This window comes from Rahnella sp. AA, assembly GCF_002834385.1.
GTDB lineage: Bacteria > Pseudomonadota > Gammaproteobacteria > Enterobacterales > Enterobacteriaceae > Rahnella.
In genome coordinates this window covers 257,979-282,960 of record NZ_PITQ01000007.1, presented here as the reverse complement: position 1 = coordinate 282,960, position 24,982 = coordinate 257,979, and the positions used below count along the sequence as shown (strand labels likewise).

At 53.4% G+C, this 24,982-nt stretch carries 18 protein-coding genes; 3 read left to right on the top strand and 15 right to left on the bottom strand.

What is annotated here, in order from left to right; genetic code table 11:
* Positions 1-132 precede the first annotated feature (132 nt).
* Entirely contained in the window at positions 133-1,170 is a 1,038-nt protein-coding gene (locus CWS43_RS18005; protein ID WP_101078457.1) for an aminopeptidase, read from the top strand.
* A 45-nt stretch (positions 1,171-1,215) separates the two neighbouring features.
* Here the strand turns inward: CWS43_RS18005 and CWS43_RS18000 are convergent, their stop codons facing one another.
* The 4 genes from CWS43_RS18000 to CWS43_RS17985 all read right to left on the bottom strand — a co-directional run bounded on the left by CWS43_RS18000 (position 1,216) and on the right by CWS43_RS17985 (position 6,906).
* Positions 1,216-1,953: a phosphoadenylyl-sulfate reductase gene (locus CWS43_RS18000; RefSeq protein ID WP_101078456.1), complete on the bottom strand. Its 738-nt coding sequence runs from the start codon at positions 1,951-1,953 to the stop codon at positions 1,216-1,218.
* A gap of 24 nt (positions 1,954-1,977) precedes the next feature.
* Complete coding sequence (cysI, locus tag CWS43_RS17995) at positions 1,978-3,714, bottom strand: assimilatory sulfite reductase (NADPH) hemoprotein subunit (protein WP_101078455.1); 1,737 nt, start codon at positions 3,712-3,714, stop codon at positions 1,978-1,980.
* Positions 3,715-3,753: 39 nt separating this feature from the next.
* A complete protein-coding gene (cysJ, locus tag CWS43_RS17990; protein WP_101078454.1) occupies positions 3,754-5,556 on the bottom strand; it encodes an NADPH-dependent assimilatory sulfite reductase flavoprotein subunit in 1,803 nt (600 codons plus the stop codon).
* A 345-nt stretch (positions 5,557-5,901) separates the two neighbouring features.
* Entirely contained in the window at positions 5,902-6,906 is a 1,005-nt protein-coding gene (locus CWS43_RS17985; RefSeq protein ID WP_101078453.1) for a hypothetical protein, read from the bottom strand.
* A 168-nt stretch (positions 6,907-7,074) separates the two neighbouring features.
* On the opposite strand from CWS43_RS17985, the gene queD reads away from it, so the two are divergent.
* Positions 7,075-7,434 carry a 6-carboxytetrahydropterin synthase QueD gene (gene queD, locus CWS43_RS17980; protein WP_101078527.1) on the top strand — a complete coding sequence of 120 codons (360 nt, stop codon included), beginning with the start codon at positions 7,075-7,077 and terminating at the stop codon, positions 7,432-7,434.
* 136 nt (positions 7,435-7,570) lie between these two features.
* Here the strand turns inward: queD and queE are convergent, their stop codons facing one another.
* The 6 genes from queE to rlmD form a co-directional block, all read right to left on the bottom strand.
* Positions 7,571-8,242 (bottom strand): 7-carboxy-7-deazaguanine synthase QueE, encoded by a 672-nt coding sequence (queE, locus tag CWS43_RS17975; RefSeq protein ID WP_101078526.1) that lies wholly within the window; start codon positions 8,240-8,242, stop codon positions 7,571-7,573.
* 165 nt (positions 8,243-8,407) lie between these two features.
* The gene (eno, locus tag CWS43_RS17970) at positions 8,408-9,712 is read right to left on the bottom strand and encodes a phosphopyruvate hydratase (protein WP_101078452.1); all 1,305 of its coding nucleotides are present in this window, start codon (positions 9,710-9,712) and stop codon (positions 8,408-8,410) included.
* A 75-nt stretch (positions 9,713-9,787) separates the two neighbouring features.
* Positions 9,788-11,425, bottom strand: coding sequence for a glutamine hydrolyzing CTP synthase (gene pyrG, locus CWS43_RS17965; protein ID WP_101078451.1), 1,638 nt, complete (start codon positions 11,423-11,425; stop codon positions 9,788-9,790).
* Between the two features lie 349 nt (positions 11,426-11,774).
* Positions 11,775-12,578 (bottom strand): nucleoside triphosphate pyrophosphohydrolase, encoded by an 804-nt coding sequence (gene mazG, locus CWS43_RS17960; protein WP_101078450.1) that lies wholly within the window; start codon positions 12,576-12,578, stop codon positions 11,775-11,777.
* An 82-nt stretch (positions 12,579-12,660) separates the two neighbouring features.
* A complete protein-coding gene (gene relA / locus CWS43_RS17955; protein WP_101078449.1) occupies positions 12,661-14,898 on the bottom strand; it encodes a GTP diphosphokinase in 2,238 nt (745 codons plus the stop codon).
* A gap of 9 nt (positions 14,899-14,907) precedes the next feature.
* Positions 14,908-16,272, bottom strand: a complete 1,365-nt coding sequence (gene rlmD, locus CWS43_RS17950; protein WP_101078448.1) for a 23S rRNA (uracil(1939)-C(5))-methyltransferase RlmD — start codon at positions 16,270-16,272, stop codon at positions 14,908-14,910.
* A gap of 63 nt (positions 16,273-16,335) precedes the next feature.
* Here rlmD and barA point away from each other — a divergent pair, with 63 nt between their 5' ends.
* Positions 16,336-19,086 (top strand): two-component sensor histidine kinase BarA, encoded by a 2,751-nt coding sequence (gene barA, locus CWS43_RS17945; RefSeq protein WP_101078447.1) that lies wholly within the window; start codon positions 16,336-16,338, stop codon positions 19,084-19,086.
* Between the two features lie 55 nt (positions 19,087-19,141).
* Here the strand turns inward: barA and CWS43_RS17940 are convergent, their stop codons facing one another.
* The 5 genes from CWS43_RS17940 to CWS43_RS17920 all read right to left on the bottom strand — a co-directional run bounded on the left by CWS43_RS17940 (position 19,142) and on the right by CWS43_RS17920 (position 24,939).
* Positions 19,142-20,449 carry an amino acid deaminase gene (locus CWS43_RS17940; protein ID WP_101078446.1) on the bottom strand — a complete coding sequence of 436 codons (1,308 nt, stop codon included), beginning with the start codon at positions 20,447-20,449 and terminating at the stop codon, positions 19,142-19,144.
* A 127-nt stretch (positions 20,450-20,576) separates the two neighbouring features.
* Positions 20,577-21,716 (bottom strand): glycerate kinase, encoded by a 1,140-nt coding sequence (locus tag CWS43_RS17935; protein ID WP_101078445.1) that lies wholly within the window; start codon positions 21,714-21,716, stop codon positions 20,577-20,579.
* Between the two features lie 120 nt (positions 21,717-21,836).
* The gene (gene garR / locus CWS43_RS17930; protein ID WP_101078444.1) at positions 21,837-22,721 is read right to left on the bottom strand and encodes a 2-hydroxy-3-oxopropionate reductase; all 885 of its coding nucleotides are present in this window, start codon (positions 22,719-22,721) and stop codon (positions 21,837-21,839) included.
* Between the two features lie 37 nt (positions 22,722-22,758).
* Positions 22,759-23,529: a 2-dehydro-3-deoxyglucarate aldolase gene (gene garL / locus CWS43_RS17925; RefSeq protein WP_101078443.1), complete on the bottom strand. Its 771-nt coding sequence runs from the start codon at positions 23,527-23,529 to the stop codon at positions 22,759-22,761.
* 63 nt (positions 23,530-23,592) lie between these two features.
* Positions 23,593-24,939 (bottom strand): MFS transporter, encoded by a 1,347-nt coding sequence (locus CWS43_RS17920; protein ID WP_101078442.1) that lies wholly within the window; start codon positions 24,937-24,939, stop codon positions 23,593-23,595.
* Positions 24,940-24,982 lie beyond the last annotated feature (43 nt).

Here is a 24,982-nt window from a genome sequence, read left to right as displayed (position 1 = left end):
GGTTTGAGATAACGGGAAATTGTCTAATGGCGCTGACAATCGCATACTATATGCCCCAGAAAGACCGCCACACGCGGCCTGCCGTTTTGATTGCCTTCTGGCCGAATGCGCCAGCAAATAAGGATTTTTGGTATGTTCTCTCTTTTACGCATGAAGCTAACGCTCCTGGCTGTGAGCCTGAGCAGCGTTTGCGTGGGCCATGCGATTGCTGCTACCCCCTCGCTTCCGGCGATAGGCGAAATCGCCAATCAGCAAATTCGCCACATTGCCACCTATTTCCCAGGGCGTATGGCCGGCAGCCCTGCAGAATTGATTGCAGCAGACTACCTCAAACAACAATTTAGCAAATTGGGCTATAAGAGCGATTTGCGCGGATTCGATACCCGTTACCTGTACACCAGCAACGACGGCAAAAAGAACTGGCAGAATATTCACGCCACGTCCGTTATTGCCGCGCGTGCCGGCGACGTTCCGCAGCAGATTATTGTGATGGCGCACTTTGATACTTATGTGCCGCAAAGCGACAGCGACACCAACCATAATCTTGGCGGCCTGACTTTGCAGGGTGTTGACGATAACGCATCAGGTGTTGGTGTGATGCTTGAACTGGCCGAACGCATGCAGGCAATTCCAACGCATTACAGCCTGCGCTTTGTGGCGCTGAGTGCCGAAGAAACCGGTGCGAAAGGGGCGGAAGATTTCGTGAAGCGCATGAGCGCCGAAGAGAAGAAAAACACGCTGCTGGTGATCAACCTGAATTCACTGATTACCGGCGACAGGCTGTATTTCAACAGCGGCGTGAATACGTCGGCGGCGGTGGCAAAACTAACCCGCGTCCGCGCTATCAAGATTGCGCACAGTCTGGGGATCCCGGCGGAAAGCCATGATAATACGCATTGCTGCGATGGCATCACGGCACTGGATGAAGCACGATTGCCGCTGCTGAACGTGACGGCTACCAACTACGCGTTAGGCAAGAAAGACGGCGAACAGCAACGCGCCGTCAGCAGCCACTTCCCGCTGGGCACGACACGCTATCAGAGCCAGTTCGATAACCTGCAATACCTGGATATCGCGCTACCGGGACGTATTGAGAAACGCTCGCGGGATACCGTGAAAGTGTTGTTCCCGCTGCTCAGGGATCTGGCGAAACCGGCGAAACACGCCTGACGAACGAAAGAAAACGGACGCTTTTAGCGTCCGTTTTTTTCTCTGTCATTCGTGAAGGCCGCACTCTCGTTTAAGCCCAAAGAAACGCGTTTCTTCTTCCTTCATCCCTTCTTCCCACTTTTTCGTGGTGTGGGTATCACCGACGGAAAGATATCCCTGATCCCACAGCGGATGGTAGCTGAGGCCATGTTCTTTCAGGTACTGGAAGACCTGACGGTTATCCCAGTCGATGATCGGCAGGATCTTAAACACACCACGCTGAACCGCCAGCACCGGCAGATGCGCACGGCTGCCGGACTGTTCGCGCCGCAGACCGGCGAACCAGGTCTGCACGCCGAGCGTTTGAATCGCGCGATTCATCGGCTCAACTTTATTGATGTGGTTGTACTTCTCAATGCCTTCGACGCCCTGCTCCCACAGTTTGCCGTAACGCGCTTCCTGCCAGGCGGGGGATTGCTCCGCGCGGAAGATCTGCAGGTTCAGGCCGAGCTGTTCGGTTAACGAATCAATGAACTGATAGGTTTCCGGGAACAGATAACCGGTATCCGTGAGGATAACCGGAATGTCGGGTCTCTGCTGCGTCACCAAATGCAGGCTCACCGCCGCCTGGATACCAAAACTGGAGGACAACGCAAACTCACCGGGCATATTCTCCAGCGCCCACTGCACACGCTCCTGCGCAGACAGCTTTTCAAGGCTGACGTTAATCTCCGCCAACGCCATGGCCTGTCCGGACTTCGGCATGTCGTTCAGTTCGGCCAGAGTCAGATTCAATGAACTCATGGTGCCTCCTGTCAGTCGTAACGGTTAATCGTAGAAATCACGTGCCGGATCAAGCACCGGCCGGATGATCCCCGCGCGGATCACAAAATCACCAAAACCTTCCCCGGTTTCACGCTCTGTTGCCCAGCGACCTACCAGTTCGTCGATGATCGTCAGGATCTCTGCGTCTGAAATATTTTCGCGGTACATCCGGGGAATGCGCGTCCCAGCGCGGTTACCGCCGAGGTGCAGGTTGTAACGGTTGAGGGCTTTGCCCACCAGACCAATTTCCGCCAGCAACGCGCGGCCACAGCCGTTCGGGCAGCCGGTCACGCGCAGAACGATATGTTCATCACCCACGCCATGACCGTGCATAATGCCTTCCACTTTGGTCACAAACTCCGGCAGGAAACGTTCGGCTTCCGCCATCGCCAGCGGACACGTCGGGTAAGACACGCAGGCCATTGAGTTTTTACGCTGCTCGGTTACGCCGTCGTCGATCAGTCCGTGATTACGCGCCAGCGTTTCGATCGCGTCTTTGTCTTTTTCGGCGACACCGGCGACGATCAGGTTCTGATTAGCAGTTAGCCTGAAATCACCTTTGTGAATCTTAGCAATTTCTGCCAGACCGGTTTTCAGCGACCTGCCCGGATAATCCAGGATACGGCCGTTTTCGATAAACAGGGTCAGGTGCCACTGTTTGTCTATGCCTTTCACCCAGCCGATACGATCGCCGCGGCCGGTGAATTCGTAAGGGCGGATTTCAGCGAACTGAATCCCTGCGCGCTTTTCCACTTCGGCTTTGAATACCGGCACGCCAACGCGTTCCAGCGTGTATTTCGTTTTGGCATTTTTACGGTTGGTACGGTTACCCCAGTCCCGCTGCGTGGTCACCACGGCTTCGGCCACGGCCAGCGTTTTCTCCAGCGGGATAAAGCCCAGCTCGCTGGCAGTTCGCGCGTAAGTGGCTTTATCGCCGTGTGCGATGGAAAGACCGCCGCCGACCAGTACGTTAAAACCAATCAGTTTGCCGTTATCCGCAATCGCCACGAAGTTCAGATCGTTCGCATGAAGATCGACATCGTTTTGCGGCGGGATCACCACGGTCGTTTTGAATTTACGTGGCAGGTAAGTCGCGCCCAGAATCGGCTCTTCGTCGGTGGTTTCGACTTTTTCCTGATCCAGCCAGACTTCGGCGTAAGCACGGGTGCGCGGCAGCAGATGTTCGGAGAGCTTTTTCGCCCATTCATAGGCTTCGCGATGCAACTCAGACTCCACCGGATTCGACGTACACAGCACGTTACGGTTAACGTCGTTGGCGGTCGCCAGCGCATCCAGACCGAGTTTATTCAGCAGCTGATGCACCGGTTTTACGTTTGGTTTCAGAATGCCGTGGAACTGGAATGTCTGACGGTTAGTAATACGGATGCTGCCGTACAGCGTGCTGTCTTCGGCAAATTTGTCGATGCCAAGCCATTGCGCCGGCGTCATTACCCCACCCGGCAGACGGCAACGTAGCATCATGGCGTGACGCGGCTCCAGCTTTTGCTCAGCGCGTTCTGCACGAATATCGCGGTCGTCCTGCTGGTACATGCCGTGGAAACGGATCAACAGGAAATTGTCACCGTTGAAGCCGCCGGTCAGGCCGTCGTTTAAATCATCGGCAATGGTTCCACGCAGGAAATTACTTTCCTTTTTCAGGCGTTCGGCGTCGGCCAGAGGCGCATCGACAATCAGCGGACCGGGGCCGGGATTGAGTTCACTCCACAACTTTTTGCTCATAAGTTTTTACTCATCGCTCAAATTTTTATAAACGCCAGATCAGTAAACGTCACGCTGATAGCGGCGATCCAGACGTAACTCGCTGAGATATTCGTCGGCGGTTTCCAGATCCATCACGCCATATTCGGCAATGATCTCCAGCAGCGCCTGCTCTACGTCTTTCGCCATACGGTTGGCGTCACCACAAACATACACATGCGCACCTTCCTGCAGCCATTGCCAGACTTCAGCGCCGCTCTCGCGCAGCTTGTCCTGTACGTAAACTTTTTCTGTCTGGTCACGCGACCACGCCAGGCTGATATTCGTCAGCAGGCCGTCTTTTACGTAGCGCTGCCATTCCACCTGATAAAGGAAATCGTCGGTGAAGTGCGGATTGCCGAAGAACAGCCAGTTTTTGCCGCTGGCCCCGTCGTTATCACGCTGCTGGATGAACGCGCGGAACGGCGCAATCCCGGTGCCCGGCCCGATCATAATGACCGGCGTTTCAGGATTAGCCGGCAGACGGAAGTTGTCGTTATGCTCGATGAAGACTTTCACTTCGCCGTCTTCTTCCAGACGGTCAGCCAGATACCCTGACGCACCACCGGAACGCGGGCGGCCATCAATGTCATAACGCACAACGCCGACGGTGATATGCACTTCGGATTCGGTTTCCGCCTGCGACGAGGCAATCGAATACAGGCGCGGGGTCAGCGGACGCAGTAAATCCACCAGCTGCTGAGCATCGAGTTCAGTCGGTGCACGGCGCACCATGTCAACGAACGGCACGGTTTGCGCGTATTGCAAAAGCGCAGGTTTGTCGGCCAGCAATCCGGTCAGATGTTCGTCGCGGCAAAGCGCGGCGTATTTCTCAATGATCGGCGTGGTGTTTTGCGTCAGCTCGATATGGTGCTGAAGGGCTTCAGACAGCGGCAATGATTTACCGTTGATGTCGACCGTCTCATCGCCTTTCAGCCACAGCAATTCCACGACTTCCTGCACCAGCTGCGGATCGTTTTCAAACCAGATCCCTAGCGCATCGCCCGGCTGGTAACGCAGACCGGAATCACCGAGATCGATTTCCAGATGGCGCACATCTTTATCTGAATCGCGGCCGGTGATTTTCTGGTTCACCGCCAGCGTCGCCGTCAGCGGTGCTTCTTTCGCATACGGGCTGCTGTCGACCTGATTCACGCTGCCCGCCAGCGTCGGCGCGGCTTGCGCGGAAATGTCAGCTGGCACACGCTGTTTCAGCACTTCAACAATACGCTTGCGCCATCCGGCGGCAGTCTCTTTATATTCAACGTCCGCATCCACGCGGTCTAACAGACGTTCCGCGCCCAGTTCGCCCAGACGCGTATCGAAGTCTTTACCGGCCTGGCAGAAAAACTCATAAGAGGTATCGCCAAGCGCGAACACCGCAAAGGCCGTGTCGGTGAATTTCGGGGCTTTTTTGGATTGCAGGAATTTATGCAACGCGACGGCTTCTTCCGCCTGCTCGCCTTCGCCCTGCGTTGACGCCACAATCAGCAGCAGTTTTTCCTGCGCGATCTGCTTGAATTTGTAATCACCAGCATTCACCAGATTCACATTCAGTTTTGCGGCGATCAGGTCATCACGTAACTGTTCGGCCACGCGACGGGCGTTGCCCGTTTGCGAGGCTGAAATCAGGGTAACCGACGCGGCTGCCTGCACCGGTACCGGAGCGGCCACGGTGCCCGGCTGCTGGTTAACCATTCCCCAGAAATAGCCGGAGAGCCAGGCCATCTGAGTCGGTGAATAATCACTCGTTGCCGATTGAAGTCGTGCCAGTTGCTCGGGGGTCAGCGGGAGCAGTGAAATTGGAGGAGCCTGAGTCGTCATCGCAGTACGAATTCCCTTGTGCATAAGCCAGTCATCAATCCGGCCTTCAGCGCCATTTAGGGGATGCCTGCGCGCAGAAAAGACCTTCAGAAAGTGTAAGGTTAACGAGCCGGATAATAACAATTAAAGAAGTGATGGAAATAATAAATAACCAAAATGACTAAGAGGATTTAGCGGTAAGGTCTATCTGAAAAAGTGGTAAAGGGTGTTTTTTATCGTACTGAAATCGCTATAAAATTTCCCACACAGTTCGCGGGCGTTTTCAACGTAATGGAAAGTAAAAGAAAAACCCCGCCGAAGCGGGGTGATGAATTTTTTTCAGGGTAGGGCTTTTATACCAAAGTCTCAGAGATGGAAGGCGTTATGCTGCTCAAACCATGCGAACTGACCGGCGGCAAAGACCGACATTTTACTGCCGCTGTGCCCGACGTCAGAGAGATCCATAAAGTGCCAGTTAAACGGTGTATTGTTTTGTTCGGCACGCTGCTGGGACGTGGTGAAATAGCTTTCCGCGCGTTCCAGCCGGTTAGCTCCCTGCGCCATCGCCTGTTTGGATTTACGCAGCAAATGATTCTCCGGGTCATCATCATCCGCACCGACGGCAATCAGCACCGGTTTCGCGAAATAATCATTCAGTTGCTGCTGGCTCACCGCGACCGGCGCTTCACGCAGACCGTAAGGCCAATGCTGATCGGTGTCAGGTAATGTCCACCAGCCCGCTGCCGCACACACTGCGGCTTTGACATTCGGTTCAGGCAGCAAAGTCAGCATACGGTGTACAAACTGGCAGCCCGCGCTGTTACCAAAAAGATAATATTGCTTCTGGGTGGTCACTCCCTGCTTTTGCAGGGTGGTAAACAGGTTATCGACAATACTGAATGCCCACTGAGATTTTGGCAAACGACGATGCGTTTTGCTGTCTGTCAGATTCCCCAGGTTATAACCAGCCGCACCGGGGAAATCCTGCTCGCTGAAATGCGGCACGACCACGCGTAAGTGGTATTGATCAGCTACGGTCATCCAGTCATTGCGGTACGTCGCCGCGTTACGATCAACGCCGGTCATGACCATCACCACCGGCGTCGTCTCATCAGCGCCGACGGGTTGGTAAGTAAAAACTTCCAGAGGCTTTTTACCCGCAGCCAGAGGAATATGCAGCACACCCGATCCCGGAGGGAAAGTCAGAGGGACTTTGGCGGCAGCAGGCTTGACCACAGAAGGCGCTTTTACCACAGGTTGAACCGTTTTAGCCGCGACTGGCGCGGGCTCCTGAGCCGGTGCTATGGTTTCTGCCCCGACTCCTGCAGAGAACAACAACGCCAGAACAGCGCAACGAAGCACAGTAATCATTCACTATCTCAACAGGTTAGTTTCTACTGGCTCACTGTAAGCCAGCAATGCGGGCGGAGTAAAGAGAGTAAAAGTCAGGATTTGGTGAAGAAAAGCGCAGTTAAGTCATGGCACGTAAGCCGGTATTCCGGTACTATGCCGCGTTTTTTCGAGCAACGAGACAGCCTCATGACCACCACATTATTTAAAGATTTTCAGTTCGAAGCCGCACACCATTTACCGCACGTCCCGGCCGGACATAAATGCGGCCGGTTGCATGGCCACTCTTTCACCGTCCGTTTAGAAATCACGGGTGAAGTGGATCCGCACACAGGCTGGGTAATGGACTTCGCCGATCTGAAAGCTGCGTTTAACCCAACGCTGGATCGCCTCGACCACTATTATCTCAACGATATTCCTGGCCTGGAAAATCCAACCAGCGAAGTGCTGGCGGAATGGATCTGGAATGAAATGAAACCGAAACTGCCTTTGCTTTCCGCCGTGCGCGTGAAAGAAACTTGCACAGCGGGTTGCGTCTATAAAGGCTGAACTATCCCATCCGATCCCCAAAATCATTCGTGTTGCATCAAGGCGGCAAACGAATGATCCCCGGGAGCTTACATCAGTAAGTGACCGGGGTGAATAAGAGCAGCCAACGCAGAGGCAGCGCGAAGGATGCAGGGGATTAGGCGATGTTGAGATATTTATGGGTCTGCATCGACAGCCGCCAGTTCTTTGCAATGCAGGTCGCAATGCAAAGTTTGGTGGCTTCTTCTTTTTGGCTGATAGGTTGCAACGCGATAATGCGTGATTTGCTGTCGGTCAGCGTTTCCAGCAACGCTTCCAGCGCGTCGATATCACGCTGACGCGCCACCGGATGCTTCACTTCATCAGCACGTTTCAACGCCTGCGGCAAAATGTCGTACCCGCCACGCATATTCACTTTAGGTGAAACAGTGACCCAGGTGTTTACTGAACAACGTACTTCATGCGTGCCGCTGGTTTCAATCTGGCAGCTGAAGCCGTTTTTCTCGAGTAAAGAGGTCAGCTCCGTCAGGTCATAAATACACGGCTCGCCGCCGGTAATCACCACGTGACGGGCGGTGTAACCCTGTTGTGCAATGACGTCCAGCAACTGTTCTGACGTCGCGTTCCCCCAGGCATCACTCTCTTCGGTTTTGACCAGAATGCGCTGCATATCGACTTCCCGATCGGCAATTTTATCCCAGGTGTGTTTGGTGTCGCACCAGCTGCAACCCACCGGGCAGCCTTGCAGGCGCACAAAAATCGCCGGCACGCCGGTAAAATAACCTTCCCCTTGCAGGGTTTCAAACATCTCATTAATCGGGTACTGCATCGTTTTCTCAGTCATCTCTAAAAAATCAGCGCGCATTATCACAGATAAGACGGGTGAGGCCAAACTTGTGCTGTAAATGAGTATGGCAGATTTGCCAGTTGCTATCTTTCAGGTATAAAAAAACCCGCCGAAGCGGGTTTTTAAGAAAGCGTTACGGGGCAGTAATTACTGACCTTTAACTTCTTTCAGACCGTTGAACGGAGCAGGAGTACCCTGTGCCGCCAGCGCTTCTTCGATACGGATCAGCTGGTTGTATTTAGCAACGCGGTCAGAACGGCTCATAGAACCGGTTTTGATCTGGCCTGCAGCAGTACCGACCGCCAGGTCAGCGATGGTTGCATCTTCAGTTTCGCCTGAACGGTGAGAGATAACGGCAGTGTAGCCAGCATCTTTAGCCATTTTGATCGCAGCCAGAGTTTCGGTCAGTGAACCGATCTGGTTGAATTTGATCAGGATGGAGTTAACGATGCCTTTGTCGATACCTTCTTTCAGGATTTTGGTGTTGGTTACGAACAGATCGTCACCCACCAGCTGGATTTTGTCGCCCAGAACTTTAGTCTGGTAAGCGAAGCCAGCCCAGTCAGATTCGTCCAGACCGTCTTCGATAGAAACGATTGGGTACTGTTTGGTCAGGTCTTCCAGGAAGTGAGTGAACTCTTCAGAAGTGAAGGCTTTGTTGCCTTCGCCAGCCAGAACATATTTACCGTCTTTGTAGAATTCAGATGCTGCACAGTCCATCGCCAGGGTGATGTCTTTACCCAGTTCGTAGCCTGCTGCTTTCACTGCTTCTGCGATAACAGCCAGAGCTTCTGCGTTAGAACCCAGGTTTGGCGCGTAGCCACCTTCGTCACCCACAGCAGTACCCATGCCTTTAGATTTCAGAACTTTAGCCAGGGTGTGGAAAACTTCAGAACCCATACGGATGGCTTCTTTCAGCGTTTTCGCGCCAACAGGCTGAATCATGAACTCTTGAATATCAACGTTGTTATCAGCGTGTTCGCCGCCGTTGATGATGTTCATCATAGGCAGTGGCATAGAGTATTTGCCTGGGGTGCCGTTCAGTTCTGCGATGTGAGCGTACAGTGGCAGACCTTTAGAAGCAGCAGCCGCTTTAGCAGCAGCCAGGGAAACAGCCAGAATCGCGTTAGCACCGAAGTTAGATTTGTTTTCGGTACCGTCCAGGTCGATCATGATTTTATCGATGTTAGCCTGGTCTTTCGCGTCTTTGCCCAATACAGCCTGAGCAATTGGACCGTTAACAGCAGCAACGGCTTTCAGAACGCCTTTGCCCAGGAAACGGGATTTGTCACCGTCACGCAGTTCCAGCGCTTCGCGGGAACCGGTAGAAGCACCAGATGGCGCAGCAGCCAGACCAACAAAACCACCTTCCAGATGAACTTCAGCTTCTACAGTCGGGTTACCACGGGAATCGATGATTTCGCGACCGATGACTTTAACGATTTTGGACATTAGGATTTCCTCAGTACAAGTTAACTAAAGCTTCAGACAAACGACGCATCTGTGACACGTCGTTTCCCCTGTATTTTATTTTACCTGACGCTTCTGATATTCACCGGCAGCCTTCACGAAGCCTGCAAACAACGGATGACCATCACGCGGCGTTGACGTAAATTCTGGATGGAACTGGCAAGCAACAAACCACGGATGATTTGGCAGCTCGATAATTTCCACCAGTTGCTTATCGCCAGAGCGACCGGCTACGCGTAAACCTGCGGCTTCGATTTGTTTGAGCAGCATATTGTTCACTTCGTAACGGTGACGATGGCGTTCAACTATTGTCGGTTCGCCGTACATCTCACGAACCAGGCTACCCTCGTTCAGGTGACATTGCTGACCACCCACACGCATGGTTCCACCTAAATCACTCTCTTCGGAACGTACTTCGACGTTACCTTCTTCATCGCGCCATTCAGTGATGAGGGCGACGACCGGGAACTTACAGTCTGGCACAAATTCCGTTGAGTTGGCGTTATCCATACCCGCAACGTTACGGGCAAACTCAATCAACGCAACCTGCATACCCAGGCAAATTCCCAGATAAGGAATGTTGTTCTCACGCGCATAACGGGCTGTCGCGACTTTCCCTTCCACACCACGGTAACCGAAGCCACCCGGGATTAGGATTGCGTCCAGGCCTTTCAGCACTTCAACGCCACGGGTTTCGACATCCTGTGAATCGATAAGTTTAATGTTCACGGTCAGGCGATTTTTCAGGCCACCGTGTTTGAGCGCTTCAATCACAGACTTATAGGCGTCTGGCAGCTCAATGTACTTACCGACCATACCGATGGTGACTTCACCGCCCGGATTAGCTTCTTCGTAAACAACCTGTTCCCACTCGGACAGGTTCGCTTCCGGTGCGTTGATGCTGAAACGTTTACAAATATAGTCGTCCAGACCCTGAGATTTCAAGAGGGCAGGGATTTTATAAATGGAATCAACATCTTTAAGGGAGATAACCGCTTTTTCCGGCACGTTACAGAACAGCGCAATTTTTGCACGTTCGTTGGCAGGAACAGCGCGGTCAGAACGGCAGATCAGCACGTCTGGCTGGATACCAATAGACAGCAGTTCTTTGACAGAATGCTGAGTCGGTTTTGTTTTCACTTCACCGGCTGCGGCCATATAAGGCACCAGCGTCAGGTGCATATACAGCGTGTGTTCACGGCCCACTTCAACCGCCATCTGACGAATCGCTTCCAGGAACGGCAGGGATTCGATATCACCGACAGTACCGCCAATTTCAACCAGCACGACATCGTGGCCTTCGCCGCCTTCAATGATGCGTTCTTTGATGTTGTTGGTGATGTGCGGGATTACCTGGATGGTCGCGCCGAGATAATCGCCGCGGCGCTCTTTGCGCAGCACGTCAGAATAGATGCGGCCCGTAGTGAAGTTATTGCGGCGGGTCATCTTGGTGCGGATGAAACGCTCATAGTGACCCAGATCGAGATCGGTTTCAGCGCCATCTTCGGTCACGAAGACTTCGCCGTGTTGAGTTGGGCTCATCGTACCCGGATCCACGTTGATATACGGGTCCAGTTTCATGATGGTCACGTTGAGGCCACGGGCTTCGAGAATAGCCGCCAGAGAGGCTGCGGCAATGCCTTTACCCAGAGAGGATACGACCCCGCCGGTCACAAAAATATAATTAGTTGTCATGCTGAACCTGAGAGGTTAGGTTTAAAGATGATGGAATAACCAAGACGGGAAAACAGTATACCGGAACCTTGTGTGCGCCACAAATAATCGTTTTGCTGTCCATCATCGTTTCCTTGCCGTCAGTTCAGAAGGGTTTTGCCTTTCAGCCCTTCCCTCTCAGTCTTTCAAAAACAAACAGTTAGATGATAAAACGTGCATTACTGTTCGCATAACTCACTAAAACATCTTAGATTTCAATTTGTTGGACTTTAATGCTCGCAGATCAGCGTTTTAGCCCCTGAATGACACTGAGCTTAACCGTTTCAGCATCTTCAGATCTTGTCGCCGATCAAAGTCGCATTCGCCGATATCAGCCTTCCTGCTTTTTCACCTGCTGCCAGGCGGCTTCCATCTGTTCGAGCGTGGCGCCTTCCATATTCAGACCTTTGCCGCGAATAATCTCTTCAACCTGCCGGAAGCGGCGTTCAAACTTGCGATTAGCGGCCTGCAACGCATCTTCTGCTTTGTGGCCCAGATGACGGGAAAGATTGACGGTGGCGAACAGCAGATCGCCGATTTCCTCACCGAGCTTTTCTTCGTCAATAACCGCCTGGCGAGCTTCAAACATCACTTCGTCAATTTCTTCGTAAACTTTGTCGAGCACTGGCCCGAGCGTGGTCCAGTCGAAACCCACGTTCGAACAGCGCTTTTGAATTTTGTGCGCCTTCATCAGCGCGGGTAATGCAGAAGGAATATCGTCGAGCGCGGAATGCAGGGATTTTTCCGCGCGCTCCTGCGCCTTGCGCGCTTCCCACTTCACCAGTACATCTTTGCTGCTGGCTTCTTCCGACCACGCGGCTTCATCACCAAAAATTTGCGGATGGCGGCGTTCCAGTTTGTCAGAAATCGCATTGCAGATATCGTCGAATTCAAACAATCCCTGTTCGCTGCCCATCTGGGCATAAAACACGACCTGAAACAGCAGGTCACCCAGTTCGTCACGCACATCTTCATAATCCTTGCGGGCGATGGCATCCAGCACTTCGTAAGTTTCTTCCAGCGTGTACGGCGCGATAGTCTCGAAAGTTTGCTCTTTATCCCAGGGGCAGCCAGCCGTCGGATCGCGCAGGGTTTTCATGATGGTGAGCAGGCGTTGCAAAGAGGATTCGGTCATAAAGTCTGTCCGTTTTTAAAAAGGATTAATCACTACACAAAAAGAAAAAAGGCCCGACTTGCGGGCCCCCAGGTAAAGAATATCAGCTGCCGTGCAGCCGTTTCGCTTCAATCACATCCGGAAGCTGGTTCAGCTTGGCAATGACGCGCCCCAGCACCTGCGGGTTGTAGATTTCGATATCCATATCGATGGTGGCTAACTGCTGACGCGTATCGCTGCGGCTGGCAACCCCCAGCACATTCACTTTTTCGTTGGCGAGAATGGTCGTGATATCACGCAGCAGGCCGCTGCGGTCATTCGCAACAACGCGCACCACCAGCGAATAACCGCTGGAGTAGCTTTCGCCCCACACCGCTTCCACCACACGCTCCGGCGCGTTCGAACGCAAATCTTCCAGTTGATCACAATCGGCGCGGTGGATAGAAATTCCGCGGCCCTGCGTGATGTAACCGACGATTTCATCACCCGGAATCGGCTGGCAGCAACGCGCAATGTGGTGCATCAGATTGCCAACGCCCTCGACCACGACGCGGCCATTATCTTTGCTGCGCGCCGGCGGCGGCGTGGTTTTCTGCGTCAGCTGGCGTAGTGCTTCTTTATCCAGTTCTTCCGCACTCGGCTTTTTCAGCTGCGATTGCAGGAAGTTCACCATCTGATTCAGGCGGATATCACCGTTGCCGATCGCGGCCAGAACCTCGTCGAGCGAGTTAACGTTGTAACGCGGCAGCAGCAGTTTTTCGGCATCTTTTATACTGATATCCAGACGATCCAGCTCGTCATCGAGGATCTGCTTACCGGCGATAATGTTTTTGTCGCGATCCTGTTTACGGAACCAGTTCTGAATTTTAGAACGGCCGCGGCTGGTGGTGACATAACCGAGGCTCGGGTTCAGCCAGTCGCGGCTTGGGTTCGCATGTTTCTGGGTGATGATTTCAATCTGATCGCCCATCTGCAACTGATAGGTGAACGGCACAATGCGTCCGCCGATTTTGGCACCGATACAGCGGTGACCGACATCGCTGTGGATGTGGTAAGCAAAATCGAGCGGCGTTGAGCCCATCGGCAGGTCGATAACGTCGCCTTTTGGCGTAAACACGTAAACGCGATCGTCGAAGACCTGGCTGCGGACTTCGTCAAGCATTTCGCCCGAATCGGCCATTTCTTCCTGCCATGCGATAAGTTTACGCAGCCACGCGATGCGGCCTTCGTAACCTCCGCTGCGGCCACCGACCACGGCGGTACCTTCTTTGTATTTCCAGTGCGCGGCGACGCCCAGCTCGGCGTCTTCGTGCATCTGACGGGTACGGATCTGCACTTCCAGCGTTTTACCGCGCGGGCCCAAAACAACGGTATGAATCGACTGATAACCGTTCGGTTTCGGGTTGGCCACGTAGTCGTCAAACTCATCCGGCAAATGGCGGAAATGCGTGTGCACAATCCCTAACGCGGCATAGCAATCCTGCAAACGTTCGACCACCACGCGCACGGCGCGTACATCGAAAAGTTCGTCAAAGGACAGGGATTTTTTCTGCATCTTGCGCCAGATGCTGTAGATGTGTTTCGGGCGGCCATAGACATCAACCTTAATGCCCTCTTCAGCCATTGCGCTTTTCACAGTAGAGACGAAATCGTCGATATACTGCTCACGGTCGATACGACGCTCATGCAGCAGTTTGGCAATACGTTTGTATTCGTCGGGGTGCAGATAGCGGAAGCAGAAATCTTCCAGCTCCCATTTGAGCTGACCGATGCCCAGACGGTTCGCCAGCGGCGCATAGATATTGGTACATTCTTTTGCGGCCAGAACGCGCTCTTCTTCCGGCGCGTCTTTCACCTCACGCAAATGTGCGATACGTTCGGCGAGCTTTAACACCACGCAGCGAAAATCTTCCACCATCGCCAGCAGCATTCGGCGGACGTTATCCACCTGCTCTGATCCCATCGAATCGTTTTGTGTGGCTTTCAGCTGGCGGATGGCGTCCATATCACGCACACCATGCACCAGATCCGTGATGCCTTTACCGAACTGCTGAGTGAGGGTGTCTTCGTCAATGATGCCGTCATCAACCAGCGGGAACAGCAGCGCCGCACGCATACTGTCGTTATCCATGCTGAGGGTTGAGAGGATTTCAACCATTTCCAGCCCGCGCCACAGCAGAAGTGACGCATCAGGATGGCCCTGCGTTTGTTGCTCGCAGTAGCGCCAGGTCTCGGCTAAACGCTCACATGATTGCTGGCTGGACAACCCTAAACTGTTGATCCAGTCGTCGAGCGCAAACTCGCCAGCCGTGTTCAGATGTGCACTTCTTACCGCAACCATACCCTCTCCCTACGTTTCTGACACAACGCCTGTGTCAGACGGGTTGATAAACAGAGCCATCGATTCAATGTGCCCGGTGTGCGGGAACATATCCAGCATACGAACCTGAGCCAAACGATAGCCCGCCTCCAACAAAATTTTACTGTCCCGGGCCAAAGTTGTGGGGTTGCAAGACACATACACCACACGCGACGGGGCAAGCTTAACGATATGCGCCATTACGCCAGCAGCACCGCCCCGGGCCGGATCCAGCAAAATTTTATTGAAACCTTGCGCCGCCCAGGGTTGTTTACTGACATCGTCTTCCAGATTCTCATGGAAGAACGACGCATTTTCTAATCCATTATTCCGGGCATTATCTTGCCCATTCGCCACCAGTGTAGCAACACCTTCGACGCCGACAACCTGCTTCGCTCTTTTTGCCAGCGGCAGGGTGAAATTTCCCATCCCGCAGAACAAATCCAGTACCCGATCTTCCGGCGTCAGCGCCAGCCATTCCAGCGCCTGGGCCACCATTTGCTGATTAACGGCATCGTTAACCTGAATAAAATCACGCGGACCAAATTTCAGATTCAGACCATCAATCTGATAATAAGGCGTATCACCGCACAATGGCTCCAGCGACTCGCTGTCCGGCGCCAGAAAAATGGTTAACTGATGTCGCTCACCGAAGGCGATCAGGCGTGCGCGATCAGTCTCACTGAGCGGGTCCAGATGACGCAGCACCATCACCGCGCCATTATCTGCCAGCACCAGTTCCAGATGCCCGAGGCGTTTCACCGCCGACAGCGATGACAAACATTCCTGCACCGGCACCAACAACGTTTCCAGCTCCGGACGCAGCACCGGGCAACGGGTGATCGCCACCAAATCATTCGAGCCTTCCTGACGGAACCCCATCACCAGCGGGCCATTGCCAGAATTACGCCCCGATTTGCTGCCTGCTATTTGTAATCCCAGACGCGCCCGGCGGCGGTACCCGTATTGCGGGCCGGCAATCACCGGCTGTTCCTGTGCCTGAATGCCGGTCTCGCGGGAAATCAAACGCAACAGCGACGCCGCTTTACTGCGCTGTTGCAGCGCCTCGCTGGCGTGTTGTTGCTGACAGCCTCCGCAGGTCGAATAATGCGGGCACTGCGGCTTTACGCGCTCAGCGCTGGTATTAAGCAAACGTTTCAGACGCCCTTTAGCGTACTTGCTTTTATCTTCTGTTAAAGTGACTTCCGCCTGTTCATCAGGCAGTAAGCCACTGACAAATACGGCTTTGCCGTTGTGACGCGCAACCCCCTGCCCGAAAGCATCAAGGTCGGTTGCGGTCACAGTTATCGTTTGCCGGGTCGTCACACGGCGGTTCGGAGAGTAGAATTGAGCCATTATTGTCGATTGCACGCTGGTTTATTAAGCTTACTTCTGTCAATTCTCCCACATTGGAACCTCATGACCAAATATAGCCTTCGCGCACGGATGATGATCTTGATTCTGGCACCGACGTTAATGATCGGTTTGCTGCTCAGCACCTTCTTTGTGGTGCACCGCTATAACGAGTTGCAGAACCAGCTGACAGATGCCGGAGCCAGCATTATCGAGCCTCTGGCCGTCGCGAGTGAATATGGTATGACGTTTCGTGAACGCGAGCCCGTCAAGCGTCTGATCAGCCGCCTGCACCGCAATCACTCCGATATTGTACGCAGCATCAGCGTATACGATGGCGAGAATAAGCTGTTTGCTACTTCTAATTCGCTGCGCGAAGGCTCGCCGCTTCAGGTCAGACGCGTTGAAGATATTCCCCGGGCGCTCACCAAAACGCGCTTGGGTGATGTGCTGATCCTGCGTACCCCCATTATTGCTGAAAACCATACCGAAACGGATGACGAATCTTTCAGCACATCGCCTGAAAGCACACTGGGCTATATCGCCATCGAGCTGGACCTAAGCTCGGTCAAACTTGCGCAATATCAGGAAGCCTTTGTCTCCACTATGTTGCTGCTTTTGTGCCTGGGCATCGCCACGTTGTTCGCGTACCGGCTGATGCGCGACGTGACGGGGCCAATCCGTAACATGGTCAATACCGTTGACCGTATCCGGCGCGGGCAACTCGACAGCCGCGTGGAAGGGAATATGCCGGGCGAGCTGAGCATGCTGAAAAATGGCATTAACTCGATGGCAATGTCGCTGACGGCTTATCACGAAGAGGTGCAGCAGAATATCGACCAGGCGACATCAGATCTGCGTGAAACCCTTGAGCAGATGGAAATCCAGAACGTCGAGCTGGATCTCGCGAAAAAGCGCGCGCAGGAAGCCGCACGTATCAAATCCGAATTCCTGGCCAATATGTCACATGAATTGCGCACACCGCTCAACGGGGTCATTGGATTTACCCGCCAGACGCTGAAAACGCCGCTCTCACCGACGCAGGCGGATTATCTGCAAACGATTGAACGTTCGGCAAACCACCTGCTGACTATCATTAATGACGTGCTGGATTTCTCAAAGCTGGAAGCCGGCAAGCTGGTGCTGGAGCATATTCCGTTCTCGCTGCATGAAATGCTCGATGAAGTGGTGATCCTGCTGGCCCATACCGCACATGATAAAGGCCTGGAACTGACGCTGAACGTCCACAACAATGTGCCGGAAAATGTGCTGGGCGACCCGATGCGGATGCAGCAAGTGGTCACCAATCTGCTGGGTAATGCGATTAAATTCACCGAAAACGGCAACATCGATATCAATGTTGAGCTGCGCTCGCAGAATAATTTACAGGTCGAGCTGGAAGTGCAAATCCATGATACCGGTATCGGGATTTCCGAACGTCAGCAATCTCAGTTGTTCCAGGCCTTCCGTCAGGCTGATGCCAGCATTTCCCGTCGTCACGGGGGAACAGGGCTTGGCCTGGTGATCACTCAGCGTCTGGTCAAAGAGATGGGCGGTGACATCAGTTTCTACAGCCAGATCAACCGCGGCTCGACGTTCTGGTTCCACGTCACGCTGGAGCTGAACGAAAACCGCCATGTCACGCCAGTATCTATGAGCCATCTCGAAGGGAAACGTCTGGCCTATGTTGAGGCCAACCCGGCAGCGGCCAAAGCGACCATGGAAATCCTGCAAGCTACGCCGCTCGATATCACCCATCGCACGACGCTGGCTGCACTTCCTGATGCCTGTTACGACATCATGCTGTGCAGTATCCCGGTGAAACCCGATCAGACCTTGTCAGACTACGACGGTAAGTTACAAAAAGTGCTGGGCATGACCCAGCATTTGTTGCTGGCGCTGCCCAGTCAGTTCCAGGTTGATGCTGAAGAGCTAAAAAGACGCGGGGTTCAGGCCTGTCTGATAAAACCGATGTCGAGCATCCGCCTGTTACCGCTATTGCTAAAAGAACAGCAGGCTGCCGTGAGGGTGATCAGCAGTGACAATGAAAAAACCTCGCGCCTGCCACTCACGGCAATGGCCGTGGACGATAATCCGGCAAACCTTAAGCTGATCGGTGCCCTGCTGGAAGAACTGGTCGAAACCACCGTGCTATGCCACAGCGGTGAGGAAGCCATTGAAGTGGCCCGCCATACGGATCTCGACATTATTTTGATGGATATTCAGATGCCGGATATCGACGGTATTCGTGCCAGCGAAATCATTCACCAGATGGCCCGCCATGCAAAAACGCCGGTGGTGGCGGTCACTGCGCACTCACTGAGCGGCGAGCGCGAGCAGTTGCTGAAACTGGGAATGGACGATTATCTGTCTAAACCGATTGATGAAAGCATGCTGAAAAGCGTGCTGTCGCGCCATCATTCGCACCAGACACAGCTCGATTCGCCGTTGCAGGCCAGTGAGGCTTTCGCCCCCATCAGCACGCTTGACTGGCAACTGGCATTAAGCCAATCCGCCAACAAAGTCGCGCTGGCGCAAGATTTGCTGCAAATGCTGGTGGAGTTCCTGCCACAGGTCGCAGAGCGCGTGGAGGCGGTTGCCCGCGGGGAACCCGATAACGATATCCTGGCACTGATCCACAAACTCCACGGCAGTTGCAGTTACAGCGGTGTGCCGCGCCTGAAGCAGCTCTGCTTTTATGTTGAACAGCAACTGCGCCAGGGAGTCAGCGTGGAAACGCTGGAACCCGAATGGTTTGAACTGCTCGATGAAATCGATAATGTGAAGCAGGCTGCGGTAGCCTATTTGCCAGGATAACTGTCATCTGGCAGAAAAAAATCACGCCCGGCAATAACCGGGCGTTTTTACACCGTCAGAACCAGGTCGTCACCGCCCCCGTGACATCCCACTGTTCATTGACCAGCAATAACTGCCGCCATTTGTCGAATGTCAGGCACGGATGGCTGATATCAAATACCAGCATATCGCCAACTTTCAGATCTGCATTTTCCGGTATCGACATAAATGCGTGTTGATCCATCATCGCGAAGACTTTCCAGTCTTCGGGGGCAGGAACAACCGTGGTATATCCCGGTTGCGAAACGCTGCGCGGGCGGAAATGCCCGGCGGCTTTTGGATAACCGGCGTCATAACCCGCGTCACGTTTACCCAATGCGATAATCGCCCTGCCCGGTTCAGGCAAAGACTGCACCGCCGCCCAAACCTGCAATGCCGGTTGTAAGCTGCTGTTCATTTCCCGTGCGACCGGATTGCTGGTTTGCATGCGCTCCAGCGCCGTCTGATAGGCGCCAACATCGTGCGTCACATAACAACCCGAACGCAGGATAATCTCCAGTGTGTAGCGTTTGGCAGGATCAAGATGCCTCTCTTCCCGCGTCAGTTCTTCCGCCACCACATCAAACCAGGCGGAACCAGCGCCGGTTAAAATAACCTGCGATTCAGCAAATTCTCCCGCCAGAGCCAGGGCTTCAGTGCGCGCCATAACGTTGCGCAGGAATTGGCGGATCACAGCCTCATCATTGCTCACACCTTCATAGAGTTCGACACCGACCAGCGCCAGTGACTGCGGCCAGCGTTTCACCGCAGCGAGCACTTCAGCTTCCTGCTGATCTGTGCGGATCCCGGTGCGTCCGCCCGAGATCCCGTATTCAAACATGATGCGCAGTTTCAGTTGCTGGCCCGCAAAATAGTGCCCGAGCGCTTCTACGTTTTCGGCAGAATCCACAATGCAGGTAAAATCAAAATCAGGATCTTCGTGCAGTAATCCGGCGATCATTGCCATATTACCTTTGCCGACCAGCTGATTCGCCATAATCACTTTGCGGACGCCGTGTTGAAATGCCGCGTTCACCTGTGGTGCGGTTGCCAGCGTAATACCCCATGCGCCATATTCCATTTGCAGCTGATACAGCTCCGGGCTCATGGTGGTTTTACCGTGCGGGGCAAGCTTCAGCTGATAGCGTTGGATAAATTCACGCATCCAGGAAAGATTGTGTTCGACTCTCTCTTCCAGAAGCACGGCAACCGGCAGGCTGACGTCTTCACGCAGGATATTCCAGCCCTGCTCCCGGATATCCCCCATCCGCGCACCGCTGTTGAGCCGGCCCAACCCTTTTGTTTGTGTATTAACCGGCTGCTGTGAAAAGTCGATCTCTGGCATACGTGTTATCTCATTGGCGAATGTTTCTAAAAACTAACGTAAAACTGCCGCAAATAAAATACAAAAACCGGCGCAGGCTGGGCCTGAACACCGGTTTATGAGCTTGCTATGTGTTACTCATTCGTTTTTAAAGTTTTTGCGATAACTTAATGGTCGCGGCAATATTCCGTGCTGATTTACGCAGATTATCTGCAGCGTTTTTCAGGGCATCATCGAGCGTACAAATGCTGTAGAGCACACTAAAAACGGCATCCAGACCGTGGTTATAAACGACATCAACATCTTTTGTCAGGCTGCCGGCAATACCAATCACAGGCTTGTTATAGCGTTTCGCGACTCGCGCCACACCAATCGGCACTTTGCCATTAATACTCTGGCTATCGATGCGCCCTTCGCCCGTGATCACCAGCGTAGCGTCTTTGACCAGCTCATCAAGGCCCAGCGCATCGGTGACAATTTCAATCCCCTGACGCAATTCAGCATTGCAGAACCCGTAAAGTGCAGCCCCCATCCCCCCCGCAGCTCCGGCTCCGGGAACATGCTCAACATCAATACCCAGATCCTGTTTGATCACCCGCGCATAGTGATGCAGATAACCATCGAGTTGTTCGATCATCTCCGGCGTAGCACCTTTTTGCGGACCGAAGATGGCAGAGGCACCGTCTTTGCCTGTCAGCGGATTCGTCACGTCACACGCTACTTCAAAGCGACATTTTTTAATTCTTGGATCCAGTTCGCTGATATCAATGTGGTGCAGCTTTTCCAGCTCGCCCCCCCCCTGACCAATCGGATGCCCCTCTTTGGTCAGCAGTTTTGCGCCCAGTGCCTGCATCATGCCAGCACCACCGTCATTCGTCGCGCTACCGCCGATACCAATGATGCAGTGTTTCACGCCATGATCGAGTGCCGAATGAATCAGCTCACCCGTACCATAAGATGTCGTTTTCAAAGGATTACGCTGTGCCGGTGGAACACTCTCCAGCCCGCTGGCAGCAGCCATCTCGATAAACGCGATTTTCTCATCGCCTGAAAGCCCGAAGAATGCATCAAGCGGTGTCCCCAGCGGTCCGGTGACATTCACTTTAACAATACGGCCTCCGGTCGCGGCCACCATGGCTTCAACGGTGCCTTCGCCACCATCGGCAACCGGCAGTTTGACGTACTCTGCCTCAGGGAAAATCTCACGGAACCCACTCTCGATGGCTTTTGCCACATCCAAAGCAGACAAACTTTCTTTGTATGAATCCGGTGCGATCACTATTTTCATAAAGTCATTACCTTCATAAACTGCACGCGCCGATGTGGAAAAGCGTCCTGTCAGTTTTGCATCCTGCCTGAAGGGCAGCGCGGCATAAATTAACCTTTGATACCGCACTGCCACCGCAGACTAACGGGTAACTTCAACCTTCGCTAAGGTTTCATAATAGCGTGCAATGGCGCTATGGTCTGATTGCCCGTGACCATCCGCTTTCAATGCCTGCATCATTTCCATGACCAGCGAGGTCAGAGGCAGTTGTGCACCGACGCCATGAGAGGTATCCAGCGCATTAGCTAAATCTTTGATATGCAAATCAATACGGAAGCCCGGTTTGAAGTTGCGATCCATCACCATGGGTGCTTTCGCTTCCAAAACGGTGCTGCCTGCCAAACCACCACGGATGGCCTGGAACACCAAATCAGGATCTACGCCTGCTTTGGTTGCCAGCACCAGCGCTTCAGACATTGCAGCAATGTTCAGCGCAACAATCACCTGGTTTGCCAGCTTGGTCACGTTGCCCGCACCGATATCACCGGTATGCACAACCGAGCCCGCCATGGATTTCATGATTTCATAAGTTTTATCGAACACGGCTTTATCGCCACCCACCATCACTGACATCGTGCCGTCGATAGCTTTCGGTTCACCACCGGACACGGGCGCATCCAGCATCGCGATTTGTTTCGCAGCCAGCGCCTGGCTGATTTCACGGCTGGCCAGCGGGGCGATAGAACTCATGTCGATAAAAATGGTGCCCGGACGAGCGCCTTCGATCAGGCCGTTTTCACCCAGCGCGACTTCTTTCACCTGAGGGGAATTTGGCAACATGGTGATGATGACGTCAGAAACCGCAGCGACCGCTTTTGGCGTATCAGCCGCTGTGGCCCCCAGTTTAACCAGCTCACCCACGGTATCCAGATTACGGTCCATCACGACCAGCTCATAGCCTGCTTTGAGCAGGTTTTTGCTCATAGGTTTGCCCATGATGCCTAAACCAATAAAGCCAATTTTCATTCGGGTATCCTCTGTATATTGATGTTATGAGACCGGATCACTTGGTGAAGCGATCGCACAGCGCCTGAGTACCAGCGCGGAAAACGCCTAAATCACTGCCTACGGCCACGAAAGTCGCGCCCCAATCCAGATAACGACGCGCATCGGCTTCAACCGGTGCCAGAATGCCGCTGGCTTTGCCATGTGCTTTTGCACGCTCAAAAATGTGGCGGATTGCCGCCTGTACGTCAGGATGGCCGGCGTTGCCGAGGTGTCCCATCGCGGCGGCTAAATCACTCGGGCCAACGAAAATGCCGTCGATACCGTCAACTGCCGCAATGGCATCCAGATTATCCACGCCTTGCTGGCTCTCGATTTGCACCATGACCGCAATGTTGTCGTTGATGCTGGTGAAATAATCCGGCACGGTGCCGAACATGTTGCTGCGGTGCGAAACGGAGACACCACGGATCCCCGCTGGCGGATAACGGGTAGACGCCACGGCGCGTTCCGCTTGTTCCTGTGTTTCAACAAACGGGATCAGGAAGTTATAGAAGCCGATATCCAGCAGGCGCTTAATCACCACCGGATCGTTGAATTGCGGGCGAACCACTGGTGCGCTCCGGCTGCCTTTCAGCGCCATCAGTTGTGGCACAAAGGTACCGACATCATTAGGCGCGTGCTCGCCATCGAGCAACAGCCAGTCAAAACCCGCAACACCCAGTACTTCGGTTGAAATCGGGCTACAGAGTGCTGACCAACATCCGATCAGGGTTTTCCCTTGCAGCAAGTCCTGGCGGAACCGGTTTGGAATCATTTGATTACTCATATCTGATATCTGACCTCATTAATGGGTGGGAACCGGGATGCCCGGAAACTCCCACATCGCAATTTACTGTTTCTTAAGTTCCAGACGTTTGATATCGCCGACCACCAGCAGATAGCAAAGCATCGCCATCAGTGCTGAACAGCCCACAAAAATTAATGCCATATTGAAAGAATGCAGTCCTTTGACCATGTAACCGATCACCAGCGGGGTCACGATAGACGCCACATTACCGAACACGTTAAAGATGCCACCACACAGGCCGATGACCTCTTTTGGCGCAGTATCAGCAATCACCGGCCAGCCCAAAGCACCAAAACCTTTGCCGAAGAAGGCCAGCGCCATCAGCGTGACGACCAGTGCGTTGTTGTCGGTGTAGTTACATAAAATGATGCTGGTGGCTAATAACATGCCGAGCACGATAGGAATCTTACGCGCCACGGTCAGTGAGAAACCGCGTCTGATCAGGAAGTCAGAAAACACCCCGCCCAGCACGCCGCCCGCGAACCCGCACAGCGCAGGAATTGCAGCAATCATCCCCACTTTCAGAATAGACATCCCCTTTTCCTGAACCAGGTAAATCGGGAACCAGGTGAGGAAGAACCATGTAATGCTGTTAATAAAATATTGGCCAAAGAAGATCCCGAGCATCATGCGGCTGCTTAACATCTGGCGCACGTAGCTCCATTTCGGGCCACTTTTTGCGGTATCCGTTTTCTTATGGTCGATATCGACAACCGCACCACCGTCTTTCAGGAATTGCAGCTCACTTTTAGAAATATTCGGATGTTCTGGTGGATTATGGATAAATTTGATCCACACCAGCGTCAGAACAAAACCAATGGCACCCATCACGATAAAGACATGTTCCCAACCCCAGGCGTAAGTCAGCCATCCTAATAAAGGAGAGAACAGTGCCAGTGAGAAATACTGTGCGGAGTTAAAAATTGCTGAAGCGGTGCCACGTTCGGTGGTCGGGAACCAGGCCGCCACGATACGGGCATTAGCCGGGAATGACGGCGCTTCGGAGAAGCCGAGCATGAAGCGCAGAATGAATAACGTCAGCGCGCCGTATGCCAGCGGGAACCAGCCAACAAAACCCTGTAATAATGTGAAGAACGACCAAAAAAACAGGCTATAGGTATAGACCTTTTTCGATCCAAACCGGTCCAGCAACCATCCGCCGGGCAGTTGCATAATCAGATAAGCCCAGCCGAAAGCGGCAAAGATTTGCCCCATGTCTGCCGCATCAAGCCCCAGCTCACGCGCAACTTCGGTACCGGCAATAGAAAGTGTTGCACGGTCGGCATAATTGACCGCGGTAATTAAGAAAATAATCAGCAGAATATAGTAACGTATGTGCGTTCGCGTCTTACTTTGCGCGATGACCCGGGACTGAGATTGAATGTTCATGGTGACCCTCGTTGTAATATTTTGGAATTCTTTCAGGGAATTC